The following is a 21,314-nucleotide window of genomic DNA, read 5'->3' on the forward strand; positions in this document are numbered from 1 at the left end:
GCGGGGTTGGACGCCATCGAAGAAGGACTGGCACGTGAACCTGCCCGATGACCTGCTCGCGCTGCTGCGGGCGCCGAGCACCTGCTACGTGACGACGTTGATGCCGGACGGCTCGCCGCAGCTCACCCAGACGTGGGTGGACACCGACGGCACGCACGTACTGATCAACACGGTGGAGACCCACCAGAAGACGCGCAACGTCCGCCGGGATCCCCGGGTCGCCGTGGCGATCGCCGATCCGGACAAGCCGGGCCGCTACCACGAGGTGCGGGGTCGGGTGGTCGACAGGCGCACCGAGGGCGCCGCCGCGCACATCGAGCGGCTGGCGCAGCGCTACCTCGGTGGGCCGTACCCGTGGTTCGGCGGTCGCGACCAGGTGCGGATCGTCCTCGTCATCGAGGCCGACCGGGTCCGCTCGATGGGCTGACCGGACCGTCGGGCGGCCGACACCGGCATGAACCACCCGGCGGGGGGAAGCCGACACTCCACCACCGGAAGGGGAGTCGGATTGAGAGCCGTCGTCTACGCGGACGTCCGGACCGTCGCGGTGCGGGAGGTGCCCGACGCGACGCTGGAGGCCCCGACCGACGCGCTCGTGCGGGTCACCTCCACCGCGCTGTGCGGCACCGACCTGCACATGTACGACGGGCGCACCGGCGCCGACCCCGGGCTGGTGCTCGGTCACGAACCGCTGGGCGTGGTGCAGGAGGTCGGCTCGGCGGTGCAGACCGTGCGTCCGGGCACCCGCGTGGTGATCCCCACGCACCTGTTCTGCGGCACCTGCGTGATGTGCGCCCGCGGTCTCTCGGCCGCCTGCCTGCGGGCGCGGGCCGAGGGGCCGGGCGCCGCGTACGGCTACGCCGGGATGGGCCCGTACCGGGGTGCCCAGGCCGACCTGCTGCGCGTGCCGTGGGCCGACGCGAACTGCGTGCCCGTGCCGGGGGAGCCGGGTGACGCGTACGAAGACGACTTCGTGCTGCTCGCCGACGCGTTCGTCACCGGTTGGCACGCCGCGGCCACCCTCGCCGCAGTGGAGGCCGGCGACACCGTGGCGGTGTTCGGGGCCGGGACCATCGGCCTGCTCGGGGCGTACGCGGCGCTGCTGCGGGGCGCGCGGGTCGTCTACTGCGTCGACGGCGTCGACGCCCGGCTCGACAAGGCCGGCGAGATCGGGGCGGTTCCTGTCGACTTCCGCCTCGGCGATCCGGTCGAGCAGATCCGTGCCGACCGCGCGCGTGCCGGCCTGCCTCTCGGCGAGGAGAAGCTGGGCGGGATCGACCGGGTCATCGACGCGGTCGGGTTCCAGGCGCGCGACCGCGAGCGCCCCGACCAGGAGCGCCCGGACCAGGTCATCGCCGACGCGGCCCGACTGGTCAACCCGGCCGGCTCGATCGGGGTCGCCGGCGTCTACCCGGACAAGGACCTGCACCCCCGGCCCGGCGCGAGCGCCCGCGAGGATCTGGTCGCGCCGTGGGGGACGTTGTTCGGCAAGGGCGTCGCGGTCCGGTTCGGCCGTACGCACGACCGCCGCTACACCGTGCTGCTGCGGGACCTGGTCGTGGCCGGTCGCGCCCGGCCCAGCGTGATCGTGACCCACCACGGCACCCTCGCCGACGCGCCGGAGTTGTATCGCAGTTTCGACCGCCGGGAGAACGGGGTGATCAAGGCGGTGCTGCGCCCGAGCTGAGAGGCCGGCGCACCGTGCTCTTTGGGGCCTGATCCACACTTAAGGGGCGTTCAGTCGTCGAGCCGTTCGCTGGTGGCGGGCGTGATCCGACGACCGCCGTCGATCCTTCCGTCGGAAAGAGGCGTGGGTCACACCCGTAGCCGAGGGTGGTCGTCGTGTCCTCGGCGGGGTGCCGGCGGTGTCGCTTGATCAAGACTTGCCGATAGTTTCGTACTCGCGGGTAGGCTTGCCGTCGTCGGGCCGCGCCGGATCATCCCTGGTGGTGGGCCTGATGGCAGCGACCAAAGCTGATCATGGTGCGGCAGCGCATTTGACAACGTTGCCACCGACAGGCCATGGTGCCAGGAGGGGCTGCGGGGGCGGCCGTGACGGGCGAATACTCTGCTTCGTCTATATTGCCGGATTGTTACATTTTCAACAGTCCCTCGCCTTGCGGATGGCCTGCTCACCGCAATACGTTGCCGTCAACAACAAAACCAAGTGAAGGTTCAACCTTCCGGAGGCAACGATGACGTTGGCGAGGTGGAACGAGCGATGAACGACGTGCCCACCCTCCTTGAGATGCGCTCCATCACCAAGGAGTTCCCCGGAGTCAAGGCCCTCTCCGACGTCAACCTGGTGGTTCGCGCCGGCGAGATCCATGCCATCTGCGGCGAGAACGGTGCGGGCAAGTCCACGCTGATGAAGGTCCTCAGCGGGGTCTACCCGTACGGAAGCTACGACGGCCAGATCATCTACCAGGGGTCGGAGAGCAAGTTCTCCGACATCCGGGCCAGTGAGAACGCCGGAATCGTGATCATCCACCAGGAGTTGGCGCTCATCCCGGGCATGTCGATCGCCGAGAACATCTTCCTCGGCAACGAGCCGCGCAAGCGGGGCGCGATCGACTGGAAGGCCGCGAACCGGATGGCGCTCGACCTGATGGCCCGGGTCGGTCTCCAGGAGGACCCGGACACCCTGATCAAGGACATCGGTGTCGGCAAGCAGCAGCTCGTGGAGATCGCCAAGGCGTTCGCCAAGGACGTGAAGCTGCTGATCCTGGACGAGCCGACGGCCGCGCTGAACGAGGCGGACTCCAAGCACCTGCTGGACCTGCTGCGCGGCTTCCGCTCCCGCGGCATCACCTCGATCATGATCTCGCACAAGCTGAACGAGATCGAGGCGATCGCCGACCAGATCACCATCCTGCGCGACGGCCGGACGGTGGAGACCCTCGACGTCAAGGCGGACGGGGTCGACGAGGACCGGATCGTGCGGGGGATGGTCGGCCGTGAACTGAGCAGTCGGTTCCCGGACCACACCCCGAAGATCGGTGACGTCTTCTTCGAGGTCCGCAACTGGAACGTCCGGCACCCGATCTCGGCCGACCGCCAGGTCTGCAAGAACGAGAGCTTCGTGGTGCGCCGCGGCGAGATCGTCGGCTTCGCCGGTCTGATGGGCGCGGGCCGCACGGAACTCGCGATGAGCGTCTTCGGCCGCTCCTACGGGGTGTACGAGTCGGGCACGATCATCAAGGACGGCAAGGAGATCGTCCTGAAGTCGGTCGCGGATGCGATCGACAACGGGCTCGCGTACGTCAGCGAGGACCGCAAGGCGATCGGCCTCAACCTGCTCGACGACATCAAGACGTCGACGGTGGCCGCCAAGCTGTCCAAGATCCGGCACCGTGGCGTCCTGAACGAGGTCGAGGAGTACCAGGCGGCCGAGGCGTACCGCAAGGAGTTGCGGACCAAGGCCCCGACTGTCGACGAGGGCGTCTCCAAGCTCTCCGGCGGCAACCAGCAGAAGGTCGTGCTGGCGAAGTGGATGTTCACCGACCCGGACCTGCTGATCCTCGACGAGCCGACGCGCGGCATCGACGTGGGTGCCAAGTACGAGATCTACGGCATCATCCAGCGGCTCGCCGACCAGGGGAAGGGCGTCGTCGTCATCTCCTCGGAGCTGCCTGAGCTGATCGGGCTCTGCGACCGCATCTACACCGTGTTCGAAGGCGCCATCACGGGCGAGATCGCCCGGGCCGACGCCACCCCGGAAAACCTCATGAAGCAGATGACCTCGACGAAGAAGTTGGCCTCCCGATGAGCCGTATCAAGGACCTTCAGAAGAATCTGTTTGGAGGTACGACCTCCAACGCGCGCCAGTTCGGGATGATCTTCACCCTGGTGGCGATCGTCCTGATCTTCCAGATCTGGACCAACGGGCTGACGCTGCGCTCGGACAACCTGATCGCGCTGTTCCAGCAGAACTCGTACATCCTGATCCTGGCCATCGGCATGCTCATGGTGATCGTCGCCGGGCACATCGACCTGTCGGTCGGCTCGGTCGCGGCCTTCACCGGCATCCTGGTCGCCAAGTCGATGACCGAGTGGGACCTGCCGTGGCCCGCCGCCATCGTGTTCGGTCTCGCCATCGGCGCGGTGATCGGCGCCTGGCAGGGGTTCTGGGTGGCCTACATCGGGGTGCCGGCGTTCATCGTCACCCTGGCCGGCATGCTGCTGTTCCGCGGTGGCAACCAGTTCATCGGCAACGCGCAGAGCATCCCGGTGCCGGAGGGCTTCCGGGACATCGGCTCCGGGTTCCTGCCCGAGTTCGGCCCGGACACCGGCTACAACAACGCGACGCTGCTGCTCGGCCTGGCCGCCGCGGTGGCGGTGGTGTGGCGCGAGCTCCAGGCCCGTAAGACCCGTCGGGCCATGGACGCCGACCCGGCGCCCATGTGGGTCTCGATCCTGCGGATGGCCATCATGGTCGGGGTCATCGCCTTCGCCACCCTGCGCTTCGCCAGCGGTCGCGTCGGCACCAGCTTCCCGATCTCCGGCATCATCCTGCTGGTCCTGGTGATCGCGTACTCCTTCTACACCCGCAACACGGCCGGTGGCCGACACATCTACGCGGTGGGTGGCAACTCCCGGGCGGCCGAGCTGTCCGGCGTGAAGCTCAAGCGGGTCAACTTCTTCGTCATGATGAACATGTCCGTCCTGGCCGCGCTGGCCGGCATGATCTTCGTGGCCCGTTCGGCGGCCTCCGGCCCGCAGGACGGCAACGGCTGGGAGTTGGACGCCATCGCCGCGGTCTTCATCGGTGGCGCGGCAGTCGCCGGCGGTATCGGCACCATCAGCGGGTCGATCGTCGGTGGTCTCGTCATGGCCGTGCTCAACAACGGCCTCCAGCTCGAGGGCGTGGGCACCGACAAGGTCCAGATCATCAAGGGCCTGGTCCTGCTGCTGGCCGTCGCGGTCGACGTCTACAACAAGAGCCAGGGGCGCTTCTCCATCATCGGGAGCCTGATGCGGCCGTTCCGCCGCGAGGACTCCGTTCCACCCGCCTCCCCGCCGGACGCGGAGCGCGAGCCCGCCAAGGCAGCGGTGTCCAGCTGACGGTCACCGACCCTCACCACCCCGTTACACATCCAGAAAGGCAAGTCCTCACCATGCGTAAATTCTTCGGCACGTCGGTGGTCGCTGTCGGCGCCGCCGCCATGCTGGCCCTCGCCGGTTGCGGCTCCGGCCGTGACGGTGACTCCGACGCCAAGGGCGGCGACGCCAAGGGCTTCGCGGCCAACTCGCTGATCGGCGTGGCCCTGCCGGCCAAGACCTCCGAGAACTGGGTCCTCGCCGGTGACCTGTTCACCAACGGCCTCAAGGAGGCCGGCTTCCAGGGTGACGTGCAGTACGCCGGCGCGTCGACCACTGTCGCCGACCAGCAGGCCCAGATCACCGCCATGGTGACCAAGGGCGCCAAGGTCATCGTCATCGGCGCGACCGACGCCGCGCAGCTGTCGACCCAGGTCGCGGCGGCCCACCAGGCCGGCGTGAAGGTCATCGCGTACGACCGGCTCATCAAGAACACGCCGGACCTCGACTACTACGTCGCGTTCGACAACTTCAAGGTCGGCCAGCTCCAGGGCCAGGCCCTGCTGGACGGCATGAAGGCCAAGAAGCCGAACGGCCCGTACAACATCGAGCTCTTCTCCGGCTCGCCGGACGACAACAACGCCGGTGTCTTCTTCGACGGCGCGATGAGCGTGCTCAAGCCGGAGATCGACAAGGGCAACGTCGTCGTCGCCTCGGGTCAGAAGGACGTCAAGCAGACCGCCATCCAGGGCTGGAAGGCCGAGGGTGCGCAGGCCCGCATGGACCAGCTGCTGACCTCGACCTACGGCACCAAGCCGCTCGACGGCGTCCTCTCCCCGAACGACACCCTGGCCCGCGCCATCCTGACCTCGGTCAAGGGCGCTGGCAAGCAGATCCCGGTCGTCACCGGCCAGGACTCCGAGGTGGAGTCGGTCAAGTCGATCGTCAAGGGCGAGCAGTACATGACGATCAACAAGGACACCCGCAACCTGGTGAAGGAGACCATCAACATGGTCAAGGCTCTCCAGGCCGGTAACGCCCCGCAGGTGAACGACACCAAGTCCTACAACAACGGCAGCAAGGTCGTGGACACGTTCCTGCTCCCGCCGGTCGCCGTCACCAAGGCGAACGCGGCCGAGGCGTACGCGAACGACCCGAAGCTCGCGCCGCTCACCAAGTAATCACCGCGCGGTAGGCAGCAACGCCGATGGGTCCCGGATCTCCTCTTCCGGGACCCATCGTCGTCCGCGCCGCCTCGCCCACCCGGCACCGATCCGGAAGGAGGTCTGACCGTGGAGACACCCGTACGGTCCAGGCCAGCCGGCGCCGGCCGTAACCCCGACTCCCCGCTGCCCCCGGTCCCCGGCGCGAGCCAGGAGGAGATCCGACGGCAGAACCTCGGCGCCGTGCTGCGCTACGTGCACCTGCACGGGCCGACGTCACGGGCCGAGCTGACCAGCCGCCTCGGCCTCAACCGCAGCACCATCGGCGCCCTCGCCGCCGACCTGACCGCCAGCGGCCTCGTCACCGAGGAGGCGCCGACCACCGCTCGGCGGGCCGGCCGCCCCTCCCTCGTGGTCAGCCCCCGCTCCGACCGGGTCTACGCACACGCGCTCAGCATCGACGCGGACCGGCTGCGGGCGGCCCGGGTCGGCCTCGGCGGTCGCATCCTCGACAGGCGCGAGGCCGCCCGGCCCGGAGGCATGTCGGCGGTCGACGCCGTCGGCCCGCTTGCCGACCTGGTCCGCGACATGGAGCGCGGCGTCGCCTCCGACGCGCTGCTGGTCGGGGGAGCGGTGGCCGTCACCGACACCACCCGCGACGCGGACGGCACGCTCCGGATCGTCGGCGTCGACGAGGGCCTCAGCGTGGCACTCGATGCCGAACTGACCGCCGGGCCGGGTTTCGTGGCCGGCGACCTCGCCGACATCGCGGGCCTGGCCGAGCACATCCGGGGCGTCGCCCCGGGCATCGACGACCTCATCTACCTGCACGGCGACCTGGGCATCAGCGCCGGCATCGTCGTCGGCGGCCGATTGATGATCGGGCACCGGGGCCACAGCGGCAAGGTCGGCCACATGGTCGTCAACCCGAACGGGCTGCCGTGCGGCTGCGGCTCACGTGGCTGCTGGGAGACCGAGATCGGTGAGGCCGCGCTCCTGCGGCACGCCGGCCGCGACCCCGACGACCGCGCCGCCGTGACCGAGGTGCTGCGCGCGGCGGCGGACGGCGATCCGACCGCCCTGCGGGCCGTCGAGCAGGTCGCCGACTGGCTCGGCTTCGGCGTCGCCAACCTGGTAAACGTGGTCAATCCCGACGCCGTGGTGTTCGGTGGCTCGCTGCGCGACATCTTCATCGCCGGCGTGGACACGGTACGGCGGCGGCTGGACGCCATGCCGCTGCCCGCCTCCCGCGAGCACCTCCGGCTGCGCGCGGCGGCGCTCGGCCGCGACGCCGTCCTGATCGGCGCCGCCGAGCTGGCGTTCGACAAACTCCTGGCCGATCCGCTCAACGTCGGCGTCGTGGGCCAGCCGGGGGCTGCCGAGCCGGCGTAGCCGTGGGGTGGTCCCCGGCTCAACTCCGGCCTCCGCGCGGTCTGGTCTTCTTCGTCGCGTTGGTCCCCCTGCTCGGGGTTGCCGGTCTGCACGCCTCGCCCCGATAGCACCGCCCCCTGAATCCGTCGGTTCGGCCCGCCCGATCGAGGACGGCCATTGCCGTACATGCTGCCGTACAATGTACGACAGCAGTGGGCTGATGGCGGAGAGGGAGAGCGGCATGACGAGTGGTGACGCGATAGTGGCGGAAGGGCTGCGCAAGCGCTACCGGGACCGGGACGCGCTCAACGGCTTCGATCTGCGGGTGCGCCCGGGCGAGGTGTGTGGCCTGCTCGGCCCGAACGGTGCGGGCAAGACCACCTCGGTGCGGATCCTGTCCACCCTGCTCCGTCCGGACGGGGGTCGGGCCGAGGTCGCCGGGTTCGACGTGACCCGCCAGCCCGACCAGGTGCGCTACCGCATCGGGCTGGTGGGGCAGCACCCCGCGTTGGACGAGGCGCTCAGCGGCCGGCAGAACCTGGTCCTCTTCGGTGGACTGTTCCACCTGGGCCGCCACCGGGCCCGACGACGGGCGGACGAGCTGATGGAGCGGTTCGGCCTCGTCGAGGCGGGCGGGCAGCCGGTCACGTCGTACTCCGGGGGCATGCGCAGGCGGCTCGACCTGGCCGCCGGGATGATCCTGGCTCCCGCGGTGCTCTTCCTCGACGAGCCGACGACGGGGCTGGACCCGCGCGGCCGCAACGAGGTGTGGGAGTCCGTCCGGGAGTTGGCGCGCGCCGGCACCACAGTCCTGCTCACCACTCAGCACCTGGACGAGGCCGACCAGTTGGCCGACCGGATCTCGGTCGTCGACGCCGGCCGGGTGATCGCCGAGGGCACTCCGGACGACCTCAAGGACCGGCTCGGCGGTGACCGCATCGACATGGTCGTCGCGGATCCCGCCGACATCGCCGCCGCCGTCGCCCAGGTGCGTCAGGTGGCCGGTGCGGACCCGACGGTCGACCCGGACCGACGGTCGGTGAGCGTCCAGGTCGGGCACCAGCCCGGCGCGCTCGTCGAGGTGCTGCGGGCGCTCGACGCCGCGCGGATCCCGATCGCCGACGTCGCGCTTCGCCGTCCCACGCTGGACGAGGTGTTCCTGCACCTGACCGGCCACGGGGCGCCGGTCGCCGAGGGGGCCGCCGCATGAGCGCCCCGACCGTCGCGGCGCTCCCGCCGGTGGACCTGACGCCCGGGCGTCCCACCCTTCTGGCCGACAGCAGCACGCTGACCTGGCGCGGCCTCGCGCGTTGGCGCCGCGATCCCGGGCCGCTGATCGCCTCGCTCGGCTTCAACATCCTGATCGTGCTGATGTTCGCGTACCTGTTCGGCGGCGCGTTGCAGGTGCCCGGCGGCGGCAGCTACCGCGAGTTCCTGATGCCCGGCATCTTCGTGATGACGATGGTGTTCGGCATCAGCCTGACCACGACCGCCGTCGCCGAGGACCTGGACCGTGGGGTGACCGACCGGCTCCGGTCGATGCCCGTCTCGCCGCTGGCCCCGCTTGTCGCCCGTGCGGTGGCCGACATGCTGTTCGCCCTGGTCACCCTCGCGGTGCTGCTGCTCACCGGTCTCGCGATCGGTTGGCGGCCACACGGCGGCGCCGGTGCCACCCTGGGCGCCGTGGGCCTGATCCTGCTGTTGCGGTTCGCACTGGTCTGGGTCGGCATCTTCCTCGGCCTGGTCACCCGGGGTCAGACGGCCGTGGTCGCCGTACAGACCCTGGAGTTTCCGCTGGGCTTCCTGTCCAACGCGTTCGTCGCACCGTCCACCATGCCCGCCTGGCTCGGTGCGGTGGCTGCGTGGAACCCGTTGTCGGCGACCGTCGGTGCCGCCCGGGAACTGTTCGGCAACCCCGGCTGGACCGGTGAGTCGTGGGCGGCGCAGCACTACCCGTGGCTGGCGGTGGTCTGGCCGATCGTGCTGGTGGGGATCTTCCTGCCGCTCTCGGTCACCCGGTACCGACGACTGGGCCGCTGAGGCCGCCGAGGGCGTGCGCTGACTGGTGATCGCCGGGGCCCCCGTGGCTCCGGCGATCACCAGTCGTCGGCTACGCGATCCGACGCACCCGGCGGATGGCGAGGTAGAGCAGGAGCACGGCCAGGGCGACGAAGATGCCCGTCTCGATCCACTGGAACAGCCAGAACCGGTCCGCCGGCTGGTACAGCTCCCAGTTGTACGCGCCCGGCTTGAGACCCAGCTCGGCGCCGCAGACCCGACCTTCCGGCCCCTTGCCACCCGGCGCACACTGGATCCTGGTGTTCTCCGCCGCCATCGTTCCGTCGGGGTTGCGGATTCCCACGGCGAGAACCCAGTTGCCCCGGTCTCCCTCCGGTATCCCGGGTCCCTCGATCGGGAAGGTCTGGGTGCGGGCGGGCTGGTAGTGCGGTCGGGCCAGCATCTCCACCGCTGCCCGTACGCCGATGAACCCGGCCAGGGTGATGCCCATGGCGGGCAGCATCCGCTTGAAGATGGTGCCGGCGAAGATGCCGAGCGCCACGGCGAAGAGGGTGTAGCCGATCGGCACGATGCCCTGCAGATCGAAGACGATCACGCCGAGTCGGCCCTCGTGCGCGGCCTTGGTGAGTGGGTCGACCCACCACGACACACCCAGTCCGTAGCCTGCCGCGAGGAGGACGACGGCCCCGCCGACCAGCCCGAACTTCACCAGGGCCCAGTGGGTGCGGCCGACGCCCTGGGTCCAGACGAACCGGTGCGTGCCCTGCTCCACCTCGCGAGCGACGAGCGGTGCGCCCCAGAACAGGCCGACCAGCACCGGCAGCGTGATCAGCAGCACCGCCACCAGGTTCAGGCTGTCGTACCTGTCGCTGAAACGGCTGAGGCTCATGTCGCAGGTCCGCGCGGCGGCCTCGTCGAGGGCGGACGGGCGTAAGCACTCCGCCAGCCCGAGGTCGGCGAAGGTGTGCCGCATCGACAGGCCGATCGGCACCAGCACGGCGGCGAGCACCGCCAACCCCAGGAGGGTGTAGAACGCCAGCTTGCGGTGTTGCCGCCAGGTCAGCCAGATCATGCCGCCACTCCCCACTCGCTGTGACTGGTCTGCGTGACGCCGTCGGCCAGGTAGGCCAGGACGATGTCCTCCAGGCTGACGTCGCGTACCGCCCAGGCGGGGTCGGAGACCGGCCCGTCGGTGCGGACCAGCAGCGTGGACTGCCGGTCGGTGTGGCTGGCCCGGACGACGTGCGCGACGCCGCCGATCGGAGCGCCGTCGTGCCGTGGACCGACGAGCTGCCGGTGGGCCGCCACCAGGTCGTCGACCGAGCCGGTGAGCTGCACCTGGGCGGCGTTGAGCACGATCAGGTAGTCGCAGACGCGCTCCAGGTCGGCCAGCAGGTGCGAGGAGAGCAGGACTGTGGTCCCGGAGTCCGCGACGCTGCCCATCAGCGACTGGAGGAACTCCCGTCGGGCCAGCGGATCGAGGCTGGCCACCGGCTCGTCGAGCAGCAGCAGTCGGGGTTGCTTGGCCAGTGCCAGAGCGAGCGCCACCTGGGCTCGTTGCCCGCCGGACAGCTTGCCGACGGGCTTGTCGGGCGGTATGCCGAGCTGCGCCAGCCGGGTCCGGGCCAGCGTGGCGTCCCACCGCCTGTTCAGCTTGCCGCCGGCGACGACCAGCTCGGCGGCGGTGAAGTCCCGGTAGAGCGGGGTGTCCTGGGCGACGAACCCGATGTCGGCCAGCCCTTCCGTGTCGCCGTACGGCGACCTGCCGAACACCCGCACCGCGCCCTCGTCGGGCTTGAGCAGCCCGACGGCCAGGTGCAGCAGTGTGCTCTTGCCGGCGCCGTTGGGCCCGACCAGCGCGGCGATGCGGCCCGCAGGCAGGTGCAGCGAACAGTCCCGTAGCGCCCACGTCCTGCCGTACCGCTTGCCCAGCCGGTCGGCCTCCAAGACCATGTCCATCCTCTGTCCTCTCGTCGCGCCGCGTGCTCGCTGCGCTCGCCCGCTCACGCGGGTTCCTTCTGTGGGGTGTCGTCGGTGAGGGTGGCACGCAGCGTGGTCTCCACCAGGGCGACGACGTCCTCGGCCGTGAGGCCGGCGGCCTGCGCCCGGTGCAGCCACGCCACGAGGTCGTCGCGCAGCTCGGCCTGGTTGGGCAGGGACGCGCCGGCCAGGGTGCGCTGCACGAACGTGCCCACCCCCGGTCGGCCGCCGACCAGACCCTCGATCTCCAGCTCCCGGTACGCCTTGAGCACCGTGTTCGGGTTGATCGCCAGTGACTGGGCGACGTCCCGGACCTTCGGCAGCTGGTCGCCGGGTGCGAGCAGGCCGACCCGCAGCGCCTGCTTCACCTGCTGCACGAGCTGCATGTAGGTGTTCACCTTCGACCGGCTGTCCAGCACGAACTCGATCACTCGTGATGATCCTTCCTGTTGTCCTACGACAGTAGGACTAATAGACAGCTTGGTGCGGAGCGCGCCCGCTGTCAAGCGGCTGCCCGCTCTGGCACCCCCGGGCCAGGGATTGGCACCGACGGGTCAACCGCCCGGGAAGGACGCAGGCACGCGATCCCTGCGAGGGGAAGGTGCTCGATGGTCACCAACGAACTCACGACGCCGACGGCGACGCCGCTGCAGGTCGCCCGCGCCCGGGGCCGCGTACGCGGGCGGCTGATCCTGCTCGGCCCGGCGTTCGTCGCGGCCGTCGCGTACGTCGACCCGGGCAACTTCGCCACCAACTCGGCCGCCGGCGCCCGCTACGGCTACCTGCTCGTCTGGGTAGTGGTCGTGGCCAACCTGATGGCCATGCTGGTGCAGACCCTCACCGCCAAGCTGGGCCTGGCCACCGGCCGCAGCCTGCCCGAGCTGTGCCGCGAGCGCCTGCCTCCCCCGGTGAACCGGCTGATGTGGGTGCAGGCCGAACTCGTCGCGATGGCCACCGACCTGGCCGAGGTGATCGGTGGCGCGGTGGCCCTGTATCTCCTCTTCGGCATTCCACTGCTGCCCGGCGGGCTGATCATCGGCGGCGCCGCGTTCGTCGTGCTCGCCCTGCGCTCGCGCGGGTTCCGCGCGTTCGAGATCGCCATCGCGGTGCTGCTCGGCGTCATCGTCCTGGCCTTCGCGGCCAACCTGCTCGCCGCAGGCTCCGATCCGGGCTCCGCGATGGCCGGCCTGGTACCCCGGCTCCAGGGCACCGACAGCGTGCTGCTGGCCGCAGGGATCCTCGGCGCCACGGTCATGCCGCACGTCATCTACGTACACTCCGCGCTGACCCGTGACCGCATCCGCGCGACCGACGACGCCGAGCGCCGTACCCTCTTCCGCGGCCTGCGCACCGACGTGCTGCTGGCCCTGACGGCGGCCGGCGCGGTCAACCTCGCCATGCTGCTGATCGCCGCGGCCAGCTTCCGGGGCGGCGGCCCGGTGGGCGCCGACAGCCTGGAGGGGGTGCACGCCGGCCTCGGTCAGAGCATCGGCACCGCCGCCGCGTTCGGGTTCGCGGTCGCCCTGCTGGTCTCCGGGCTCGCCTCGACAAGCGTCGGCACCTACGCCGGCGAGGTGATCATGCAGGGTTTCCTGCGCCGTCGGGTCCCGCTGCTGCTACGTCGGCTGGTCACCCTCGCGCCCGCGCTGGCCGTGCTCGCCATCGGCCTCGACCCCACCCGAGCACTGGTGCTGTCGCAGGTCATCCTCAGCTTCGGCATCCCGTTCGCGCTGATCCCGGTGGTCGCCTTCACCCGCCGCCGCGACCTCATGGGCAACCTCGTCAACCACCCGCTCACCACCGCCGCAGCGGCCCTGGTGGCCGTCCTCGTCGTCGCGCTCAACGCGTTCCTGCTGTGGCAGGTCGTCACCGGCTGAGCCGGTTGGTCGGCGCTGCCGGCTGAGCGGGCTGGTCGGCGCTGCCGGCTGAGCGGGCTGGTCGGCGCTGCCGGCTGAGCCGGTCGGCCCGGACGCGATCCACCCGCCGGTCGCGGCCCGGTCGGGCCGCGACCGGCGCGCTCAGGTGCGGCGGCCCTCGTCGCGTGCGGGGATCTCCTGACGCTGCTCGAGGGCGTCCGCCGGGTTGGCGTCGGCCGGCAGCGACGTGACCTCCTCGAGCGTGCCCGCCGGTAGGGCACCCTGCTCGGCCAGGTCGGCCTCGGACGCCTCCGGGTCGACGTCGCCCGACATCCGGTCCGGCGGACCGACGTCGAACGCGTCCTGCCGCTGCTCGGCGGCGTCCGCCTCCGGAGGAGGGAACGGGTCGCCCTGATCATCCTGGTATGTGCTCATCGAAGGCCTCCTGCCCGGCGGGTGTCGACATGCCGCCGGGCCGCTGCCTACCCGCGGTCGTCGCGCTCACGCCTGGCCCACCACCCGCGCGGCGATCGCCTCGAGCGTGTCGGGATGCGTCGCCAACAGCGCGGCCATGCCGCCCGGGTCGGCGGCGCCGCCCGGGTCGGCCGGGGCGTCGGTGACCGGAAGCCACCCGCCGTCGTGTCCGAGCAGTGCGGCGATCGCGTCGACCGCCTCCGGATGCGCGGCGAGGAGGACGCCCACCCGCCGTCGTGGCGCGGCGACGACGCGCTTGTCGCCCGCCCCCGGCTGAGGCGGGGACGCGACCCACGGCGGCACCCAGGAATCCAGCTCCGAAAGCGCCTCCGGGAAGGTGCGCCCCGCCTCGCGGATCAGCAGCGGAACGAGCTCCGGCCCCTGGTCCCGCAGTGTCGTGATCAGGGTCGGCAGCCACGGCAGCAGCACCGGGTCCGGTAGCCGGGCGAAGGCCGTGGACATCGTCTCGACGACGAACGGCGCCAGCGTGGGCACCGGTTCCAGCGCGTGCACGAACCCGGCCAGATACTGCGGGAAGGCCGGGACCACCAGCGGGTTGGCCAGCAGCTCGGCACACCGGGCCCGCAGGTCGGCCAGCGGCAGCAGGCCGAGCTGGTGTTGGCCGGCCCAGAGCAGGGCGACCTTCGCCGGCGCCGTCGGGTGCGACTGCCCGACGGCCAACTCCAACTGGGACCGGTCGCAGCCCAGCGACAGCGCCAGACCCTCCATGGAGAACAGGAAGCCGAGCATCGCCCCGACCTGCCGGACCCCCGTCTCCTCGGCGGCGATGGCGGTCGGCAGCAGGGTGCAGTAGTGCGCGTACCCGGTGGTCACGAACGCCGCGCACCAGGGCGGGAGGGTCGGCGCGGTGGCCCGGTAGTGGGCCAGCAGGCGCCGGATGCGACGCAGCACGTCCGGGGCGTCGTCGACGGTGCGCTCGGCGGCGAGCAGGTCCACCGCACGCGCCCCCAACTCGTCGACCAGGCGGGGACTGTCGAGCAGCCGGATGGCGTCCTCGACCGCGGCCAGCGCGCCCGAGGCGGTGGCGTCGGGGCCGCGTACCGCCCGCCGCAGTCGCTGCTCCAGGACCTGCTCGACTGTCACGCCCTCGTAGCCCAGCTCGATCAGCGCCCGCTGGTGGCGGCCGAGCGCCAGGTCCCAGCTCTCCTGGACCGAGCGGTGCCCGAGCCGCCGCTCGCCCATGATCGGACGGACCGCGGCCGGTGGCAGCAGGTGCCGCAGGATCCACAGCAGGTCCGAGCAGCGGCCCAGCTCCGGCTGGGCGGCCAGATCCAGCAGCGCCCGCTGCACCGTCCGTTTCTCCAGGGCCAGGCCGAGGGGCTGGAGCCGATCGAGCACGTCACGGGCCAGCGGCGGCAGCGCGTCGTAGCCGACCTGACCGATCCGGTCGCCGCCCAGCAGGATCTCGCAGAGCCGCCGGACGTCGCGCCGGCCGGGCACCACGTCCTTCTCGATGCAGGTGACCGCCGCGTCGGCGAAGTCGTACGGGGTGGGTCGGGCACGGTTGCGCAGGCCGGCCAGCAGGACCGAGGTCTCGAAGACGGCGATCGCGTCGGCGGTGCTGGCCAGATATCCGTTGCGCCGGGCCAGCCGGACGATGTCCACGCACCAGCCGCGCAGCTCCGCCTCGTCCAAGCCGTCCAACGCGGGCGCCGCGGCGAGGAAGCCGGTGAGCCGGTCGCTGACCGGCCCGGCGGGGGAGGGCGCCGTGGTGGTCCGGCCCCGCCGCCCCCGGCTGGTCGCGGCGCGCTGGCCGTCCAGCCGGTACGGGGACAGCCCGTGTCTGCTCACCGCCTTCGTCCAGGTCGCCGCCGCGATCGACACCGAGCCCGGCGCCAGCCCGAACTGGGCCTCGATCGCGGAGTGGCTGGACGGGATCAGCCCGTACCGCCAGCGGGTGTCGGTACGCGGCGTGATCTCGAAGTCGGCCGCTGTGGAGTCCAGACCGAACTGCTCGACCCGGCTGGCTGCGTGGAACGCGCCGCAGACGTAGAGGCAGTCGGCCGGATCGACGCCGGAGGTGGCGAGGTGCTGACGCATCCGCGTCCACATGTACCGCTCGCGGTCCTCGTCGCGGTCCAGCCGATCCTCACCGGTCGGGCGCAGCCGCCGGAACAGGCTGCCGATCAGCACCATCACCTGCCGGTAGGTGTCGTGGTCGGCGTCGGCCAGCGGCCGTTCCACGTACTGGTCCCACCACTCCGACCAGTGCCGCACCTTGCCGTGGTGCAGCAGGTACGCCTCCAACTCGGCGAACCCGGGACGCAGGTCGCCGATCTCCACGCCAATGGCGTCGCCGTGCAGCCCGGACTCCTCGCCGCCGGCAGCCGGCCCGGCCGCGCCGCTTCCGTCGGCCGGCCCGGCCGCGCCGCTCCCGTCGGTCTGCTGGTGACGCGGTGACCACTGGAAGACGTGATCGGTGGAGCGGTCCACCAGCACCAGCTCCACACCGGGGGTCTCCAGCGCGTACGCGATGGCCTGGTACTCCGCCGACGCCTCGGTGACCGGCGCGACGACGCTGAGCGGCCCCCAGTCGGCCGGAAAGCCGGACAGCTCCGACGCGAACGCCTGCACCGCGACGGGCAGACGGCAGTTGCGCAGCTCCCCGAGCAGCGGCTGGAGATCTTCGCACAGCTCCAGGTAGATCACCCGGGGCTGCTTGGCCCGCAGCCGGCGCACCATGGCCAGCGCGGACGCCGGTGAGTGGTGGCAGACCGGGAAGATCTCCAGTCGCTCGCCGAGCGCCCGGTCGACGTCGTCGACGATGCCGGCGAGGATCGCGCCGAGCGCGTCGGCGGAGCCCGCGAACGCGGCCGCCGCGTCGGTCAGCTGCCCGCGGAGCGCGCCGAACGGGCCGGCGACGGTGGACACGGTCACGACAGGGACGCGATCGCCTGACGACCGCCGTCGAGGAAGCCCGCCCACCCGTCGTCGTCCTTGCGGGCCCGAGGCTCCACCACGCCGTGCAGGTACTTGTTGAGAATCGCCAGGTCCTCCGGGCTGCGCCGGGCCAGCGACCCGACAAGCGAGCCGGCGAGCGTCGCCGCGCGCAGCGTTTGGTCGCCGAAGAACTGGCTGTGCAGGATCGCGTCCTCCAGCACACCGATCTGTTCGGCGGTGGACAGCGCCGACTCCAACTTCTCGTCGTCGCTGGTCGCGGCGGCGGCGCCGGCGCGCAGGTCGGCGAAGCTCTGCAACAGGATGTCCAGGAGGGTGGGCGGCACGTCCAGCTCGATCTGGTGCCGACGCAGCAGCTCCTCGGTGCGGAACCGGACGATCTCCGCCTCGCTGCGCTTGTTTGTCACCACCGGAATCCGCACGAAGTTGAACCGCCGCTTGAGAGCCGAGGACAGGTCGTTGACGCCCCGGTCCCGGCTGTTGGCGGTCGCGATGATCGAGAAACCGGGTTGGGCGAAGACGATGTTGTCCTGGTCCAGCTCGGGGATGGCGACGTACTTCTCGGACAGGATCGAGATCAGGGCGTCCTGCACATCGCTTGTGGAGCGGGTCAGCTCCTCGAAACGCCCGACGACGCCACGCTCCATCGCCGTCATGATCGGCGACGGGATCATCGACTCGCGGGACTGACCCTTGGCGATCACCATGGAGACGTTCCACGAGTACTTGATGTGATCCTCAGTCGTGCCCGCGGTGCCCTGCACGACAAGTGTCGAGTTGCGGCAGATCGCGGCGGCCAGCAGCTCGGCCAGCCAGCTCTTGCCGGTGCCGGGATCGCCGATCAGCAACAGGCCCCGGTCCGAGGCGAGGGTGACGATGGCCCGTTCGACGAAGCTGCGGTCGCCGAACCACTTCTGCGGGATCTCCCGGGACAGGCCGTCGGCCCGCTCGGAGCCGAGGACGAACAGCCGGACCATGCGCGGGCTCAGTCGCCACGAGAACGGCTTCGGGCCGGTGTCGACCGACTCCAGGAAATCCAGCTCGTCGGCGTACGTGACCTCGGCGGGGGCGCGCAGCATCTCGGACATGAGGGATTGCTCTCCTAGGTGAGGAAGTTCTTCAGCTCGACGACGAGCTTGCGGATGTGACCGGAGATGACCGGGGTGCCCTGGTCCTTCAAACGCTGCCGGAACCAGGGGTTGACGCTCTGCTGCCCGGAGCTGCTGACCGAGCCGACCGGGATCACCTTGACGCCGGAACGGTGCACGGCCTGGAGCCCGTCGAAGACCGCCTGGTGGTTGACCTCGTAGAAGTCGGAGATCCACACCAGCACCGTGTTCTTCGGCTCGGCGATCTTGGGCCGGGCCAGCGTCAGCGCCGCCGTGCCGTCGGTGCCGCCGCCCAACTGGGTCCGCAGCAGCACCTCGAACGGGTCGTGCACCCACGGGGTGAGATCCAGTGCCCGGGTGTCGTACGCGACGAGGTGCACGTCGACCTTCGGCAGCCCGGCGAAGATCGAGGCGAGGATCGTGCAGTTGACCATCGCGTCGACCATCGAGCCGGACTGGTCGACCACGACGATGAGCCTTGACGGCGTCGTACGCCGTGCGGTGTGCCGGTAGTAGAGCCGGTCGACGTAGAGCCGCTCGTCGTCCGGGCTCCAGTTGGTCAGGTTCTGCCAGATGGTCCGGTCGAGGTCCAGGTTGCGGAACACCCGCTTGGGCGGCACCGACCGGTCCAGCGCGCCGACGCTTGTCTGTTGCACCTGCGTCCGGAGCACCTCGGCGACCTCGTCGACGAAGCGCCGGATCAGTGCCTTCGCGTTGGCTAGCGCCACCCCGGACAGGTTGGCCTTGTCGCGCAGCAGCTGCTCGATCAGCGACATGCTCGGCGTCAACTGGCTGGCCAGCGCGGGGTCGGCGAGCACCTCCCGCAGGTGCATCCGCCGGACCAGGTCACCTTCCAGCCCGGCGAGGGCGCCGCCCAGCTCGCCGCGCTGGCGGCGGAGCTCACCGGGCTCGCAGCCGAGGGCCTGCTCGAACCAGCCGGCGTCGGACTGCCAGCGGGCCAGCTGGGTGGCGCTGACCGGACCGGAGCCGGTGGCGAACACGTTCAGCAGCACCTTCGACACCAGCGCCGCCCGGCGCACCTCGGCCGCACCCGGCCGATAGGCCGAGCCGTCGCACGCCGGGTCGCCCTCCGGCCCATCGCCATCCCGTGCGGCGACGCTCGGCCCGGCCTCGTGCGATTCGTCGCCCTCCGGCCCGGCGTCGGGCGGCTGGGTTTCGGCGGAGGTGAGCAGGCCGCGTAGCTCCGCCGCGAGTGCCGGGAAGCGCTGCACGACGGTGTCCACCGAGACCGACGGGTCCAACAGGGCGGCGGGCAGCCCGAGGTCGTCGACCACCGCCACGCTCGCCGACTCCAGGCCGGGCTGCTCGTCGCGGTCGAAGAGGCGGGACAGCAGCCGCCAGTAGAGGACCTGACGGCGGTTGGCATCGGCGTACCCGCCGGTGGGGATCGGCGCGGTCATCGGCGCAGCAACCGTCCCGCGCGCTCGCGCAGCACGGCCACGGCGTCGCCCGCCCGGGCCTCCTCCTTGGCGACCTTCGGGTCGGTGACGCCGCAGGCCCAGTCGCCGTTGTGCGCCTGCACCGTCCGCCGCTTCACGCCCGCCCGCACCGCCAACGGCTGGAGCAGCCAGCGGTCGTCGTCCCAGCGCATGAGGCCCAGGCAGGCCGACGCGGCGGCGACCAGGTCGGCGGTCAGCGGGCCGGCGGCCGGCAGCCGGTCGACGGCCAGCGCGACCCGTTCGCCGTCCACCTCGACGGCGAGCGTGCCGTCCTCGTCGCGGATCGCGGCGCCCTCGACGAGCACCGGCTCGGCGATGCCCGTCGGGTGGCGGTCGAGCGGGTCGGTCGCGGCGGCGCTCGCGGCCGGCAACAACACCCGGGCGGTGGCGAACGGGTCGGCCGGCTCGTCGAGCTGGACCCGGTCGTCGACCCAGCCCAGGTCGCCACCGCGCAGCGGCAGATCGGTCACGGCCAGCGCCCGCCGCTCGGCCAGCGCGGTGAGCAGCAGCGGGTGTCCCGACAGCAGCCGCCAGATCGCCGGACCGACGATCGTGTCGACCTTCGCGGCGGCGACCGCCGTGCGGACCAGCAGCGCCGGACCGCCGTCCGCCGGCTCCAGGACCGCGTGCACCTGGACCTGCACGGCGGTGTCGTGACTGTGCACGTCCACACCGAGCGGCAACAGTCGCCCGGAGACGGTCGAGGCCTCGCCCGTCGACGGTGCGCCCTGGGTGAGCAGGACGCCACGGGCCCACAGGTCGGCCCAGCGGCGGGCCGGCACCTCGGCCATGGTGGCGACAGGCACGCAGGCCCGCAGCTCCGCGGCGAGCCCGTCGAGCAGCACCGCGATCCGGCGCAGCTCCGGCACGGCCAGGCTGGCCTCGACCACCCCGGCGGCGGCGGAGAGCACCTCGTGGTCGACGCCACGCCAACCGGTGACCGCCACCTCGTGCCACCACGCCCGTGCCCCGGCGAGCGCTAGCGGCGCCTCGCCGGACCCGGTGGTCGGCGTCGTCCACGGCGACCGGGTGCGACCCAACGCCTCGTCGAGCTGCCCGAGCAGGGCGTCGTGTGCCGCGCCGAGCAGCGCCGAGCGCGCCCCGGCGAGCGCGGCGAGGTGCTCCGGGGCGATCGACCCGGCGGTGACCGCGTCGACGGCGGCGGTCACCGGGCCAGCCAGTGGGGTGCCGGCCAGCGCGTCGGCGAGCCCGGCGAGAGCCGCGGCGCCGCGGTCGCCGATCCGGCCGAAGCCGTCGGTGAGGGCATCGTCGAAGCCGGCGACCACGTCGAGAGCGTCGCTCAGGCCGGCCGGGACCGCACGCAGGCGCGCGACCTGTGCGCCGCGCATCAGCGACCTGCCCCGGTGGCCGGGAACCAGTGCAGCTCGGGGAGCACGACGGTGCTGACGGGCAGCTCCAGGTAGGAGAGGTGGCGCAGGAAGCGACTGAACACCACAGCCGCCGAGGCCGGCTCGGGCTGGCCGTCGAGTCGGGCCAGCAGCTCGCTGCCGTCGGCCAGCCCGTCGCCGATGTCGACCCGCAGGTAGCGGGCCACCCGGTCGACCCCGTACTGGAGGACTGCCTCGTCGGCGAGCGCGTGCAGGTGCTTGCACGGCATGCCGCGCAGGCCGCCGCAGGGACGGTTGTTGTTGGTGCTGCACTGGTAGCCGTGTGTGCCGGCGGTGACCGACGAGACGTAGACCCGCTCCACGTCCGATCCGCTGGAGACCACGCCCTGCAACCGCCCGTCGGCCAGCTCGACGAAGGGCACCTTGGCCAGCTTGCGCGGGCGGGCGGGCGGCACCACCGCCACCACGCTGCGCCGCCGCCAGCCGGCTCCGTCGGCGTTCGTCACGTCACGGCCTCCCACATCGACAAGAATTCAGGGTGGTGCGCGCGTCGGCCGGTGCCGGCGCCGCTACG

General features: G+C 71.5%; 18 protein-coding genes. 9 read left to right on the plus strand and 9 right to left on the minus strand.

Features of this window, described 5'->3' with window-relative positions; genetic code table 11:
• Positions 1–34 precede the first annotated feature (34 nt).
• The 8 genes from AB0K10_RS28380 to AB0K10_RS28415 all read left to right on the plus strand — a co-directional run bounded on the left by AB0K10_RS28380 (position 35) and on the right by AB0K10_RS28415 (position 9,614).
• Complete coding sequence (locus AB0K10_RS28380) at positions 35–427, plus strand: PPOX class F420-dependent oxidoreductase (protein WP_363688464.1); 393 nt, start codon at positions 35–37, stop codon at positions 425–427.
• 81 nt (positions 428–508) lie between these two features.
• Positions 509–1,687, plus strand: a complete 1,179-nt coding sequence (locus tag AB0K10_RS28385) for an alcohol dehydrogenase catalytic domain-containing protein (protein ID WP_363688466.1) — start codon at positions 509–511, stop codon at positions 1,685–1,687.
• A gap of 534 nt (positions 1,688–2,221) precedes the next feature.
• Entirely contained in the window at positions 2,222–3,769 is a 1,548-nt protein-coding gene (gene mmsA, locus AB0K10_RS28390) for a multiple monosaccharide ABC transporter ATP-binding protein (protein WP_363688468.1), read from the plus strand.
• Positions 3,766–5,064, plus strand: coding sequence for a multiple monosaccharide ABC transporter permease (gene mmsB, locus AB0K10_RS28395; RefSeq protein WP_363688470.1), 1,299 nt, complete (start codon positions 3,766–3,768; stop codon positions 5,062–5,064). The genes mmsA and mmsB overlap by 4 nt, the downstream gene beginning before the upstream one ends.
• A gap of 53 nt (positions 5,065–5,117) precedes the next feature.
• On the plus strand, positions 5,118–6,221 hold the full coding sequence (locus AB0K10_RS28400; protein ID WP_363688472.1) for a sugar-binding protein: 1,104 nt from the start codon (positions 5,118–5,120) through the stop codon (positions 6,219–6,221).
• 168 nt (positions 6,222–6,389) lie between these two features.
• Positions 6,390–7,595: an ROK family transcriptional regulator gene (locus AB0K10_RS28405; protein WP_363688656.1), complete on the plus strand. Its 1,206-nt coding sequence runs from the start codon at positions 6,390–6,392 to the stop codon at positions 7,593–7,595.
• Between the two features lie 220 nt (positions 7,596–7,815).
• Positions 7,816–8,784 carry an ATP-binding cassette domain-containing protein gene (locus AB0K10_RS28410; protein WP_363688474.1) on the plus strand — a complete coding sequence of 323 codons (969 nt, stop codon included), beginning with the start codon at positions 7,816–7,818 and terminating at the stop codon, positions 8,782–8,784.
• Positions 8,781–9,614, plus strand: a complete 834-nt coding sequence (locus AB0K10_RS28415; protein ID WP_363688476.1) for an ABC transporter permease — start codon at positions 8,781–8,783, stop codon at positions 9,612–9,614. Before AB0K10_RS28410 ends, AB0K10_RS28415 begins: the two co-directional genes overlap by 4 nt.
• Positions 9,615–9,684: 70 nt before the next feature.
• Here AB0K10_RS28415 and AB0K10_RS28420 read toward each other — a convergent pair whose 3' ends face one another.
• Genes AB0K10_RS28420 through AB0K10_RS28430 form a run of 3 tightly spaced genes read right to left on the minus strand, consistent with a single transcriptional unit; the run spans position 9,685 to position 12,004 of the window.
• The gene (locus tag AB0K10_RS28420) at positions 9,685–10,665 is read right to left on the minus strand and encodes a transporter (RefSeq protein ID WP_363688478.1); all 981 of its coding nucleotides are present in this window, start codon (positions 10,663–10,665) and stop codon (positions 9,685–9,687) included.
• Positions 10,662–11,552 carry an ABC transporter ATP-binding protein gene (locus AB0K10_RS28425; RefSeq protein ID WP_363688480.1) on the minus strand — a complete coding sequence of 297 codons (891 nt, stop codon included), beginning with the start codon at positions 11,550–11,552 and terminating at the stop codon, positions 10,662–10,664. The genes AB0K10_RS28420 and AB0K10_RS28425 overlap by 4 nt, the downstream gene beginning before the upstream one ends.
• 44 nt (positions 11,553–11,596) lie before the next feature.
• On the minus strand, positions 11,597–12,004 hold the full coding sequence (locus AB0K10_RS28430) for a GntR family transcriptional regulator (RefSeq protein WP_007457663.1): 408 nt from the start codon (positions 12,002–12,004) through the stop codon (positions 11,597–11,599).
• 177 nt (positions 12,005–12,181) lie between these two features.
• Here AB0K10_RS28430 and AB0K10_RS28435 point away from each other — a divergent pair, with 177 nt between their 5' ends.
• Positions 12,182–13,450: an Nramp family divalent metal transporter gene (locus AB0K10_RS28435; protein WP_363688483.1), complete on the plus strand. Its 1,269-nt coding sequence runs from the start codon at positions 12,182–12,184 to the stop codon at positions 13,448–13,450.
• Positions 13,451–13,591: 141 nt separating this feature from the next.
• Here the strand turns inward: AB0K10_RS28435 and AB0K10_RS28440 are convergent, their stop codons facing one another.
• The 6 genes from AB0K10_RS28440 to AB0K10_RS28465 form a co-directional block, all read right to left on the minus strand.
• Positions 13,592–13,864: a hypothetical protein gene (locus AB0K10_RS28440; protein ID WP_363688485.1), complete on the minus strand. Its 273-nt coding sequence runs from the start codon at positions 13,862–13,864 to the stop codon at positions 13,592–13,594.
• 66 nt (positions 13,865–13,930) lie between these two features.
• Positions 13,931–16,801, minus strand: coding sequence for a hypothetical protein (locus AB0K10_RS28445; protein ID WP_363688487.1), 2,871 nt, complete (start codon positions 16,799–16,801; stop codon positions 13,931–13,933).
• A complete protein-coding gene (locus AB0K10_RS28450; protein ID WP_363688489.1) occupies positions 16,798–17,910 on the minus strand; it encodes an AAA family ATPase in 1,113 nt (370 codons plus the stop codon). Before AB0K10_RS28450 ends, AB0K10_RS28445 begins: the two co-directional genes overlap by 4 nt.
• A 14-nt stretch (positions 17,911–17,924) precedes the next feature.
• Positions 17,925–19,352: a VWA domain-containing protein gene (locus AB0K10_RS28455; RefSeq protein WP_363688491.1), complete on the minus strand. Its 1,428-nt coding sequence runs from the start codon at positions 19,350–19,352 to the stop codon at positions 17,925–17,927.
• Positions 19,349–20,740, minus strand: coding sequence for a hypothetical protein (locus tag AB0K10_RS28460; RefSeq protein WP_363688493.1), 1,392 nt, complete (start codon positions 20,738–20,740; stop codon positions 19,349–19,351). Before AB0K10_RS28460 ends, AB0K10_RS28455 begins: the two co-directional genes overlap by 4 nt.
• Complete coding sequence (locus AB0K10_RS28465; RefSeq protein ID WP_363688658.1) at positions 20,740–21,207, minus strand: hypothetical protein; 468 nt, start codon at positions 21,205–21,207, stop codon at positions 20,740–20,742. Before AB0K10_RS28465 ends, AB0K10_RS28460 begins: the two co-directional genes overlap by 1 nt.
• Positions 21,208–21,314 lie beyond the last annotated feature (107 nt).

Source organism: Micromonospora sp. NPDC049274, from assembly GCF_040678875.1.
In the GTDB taxonomy this organism is placed as follows: Bacteria; Actinomycetota; Actinomycetes; order Mycobacteriales; family Micromonosporaceae; genus Micromonospora.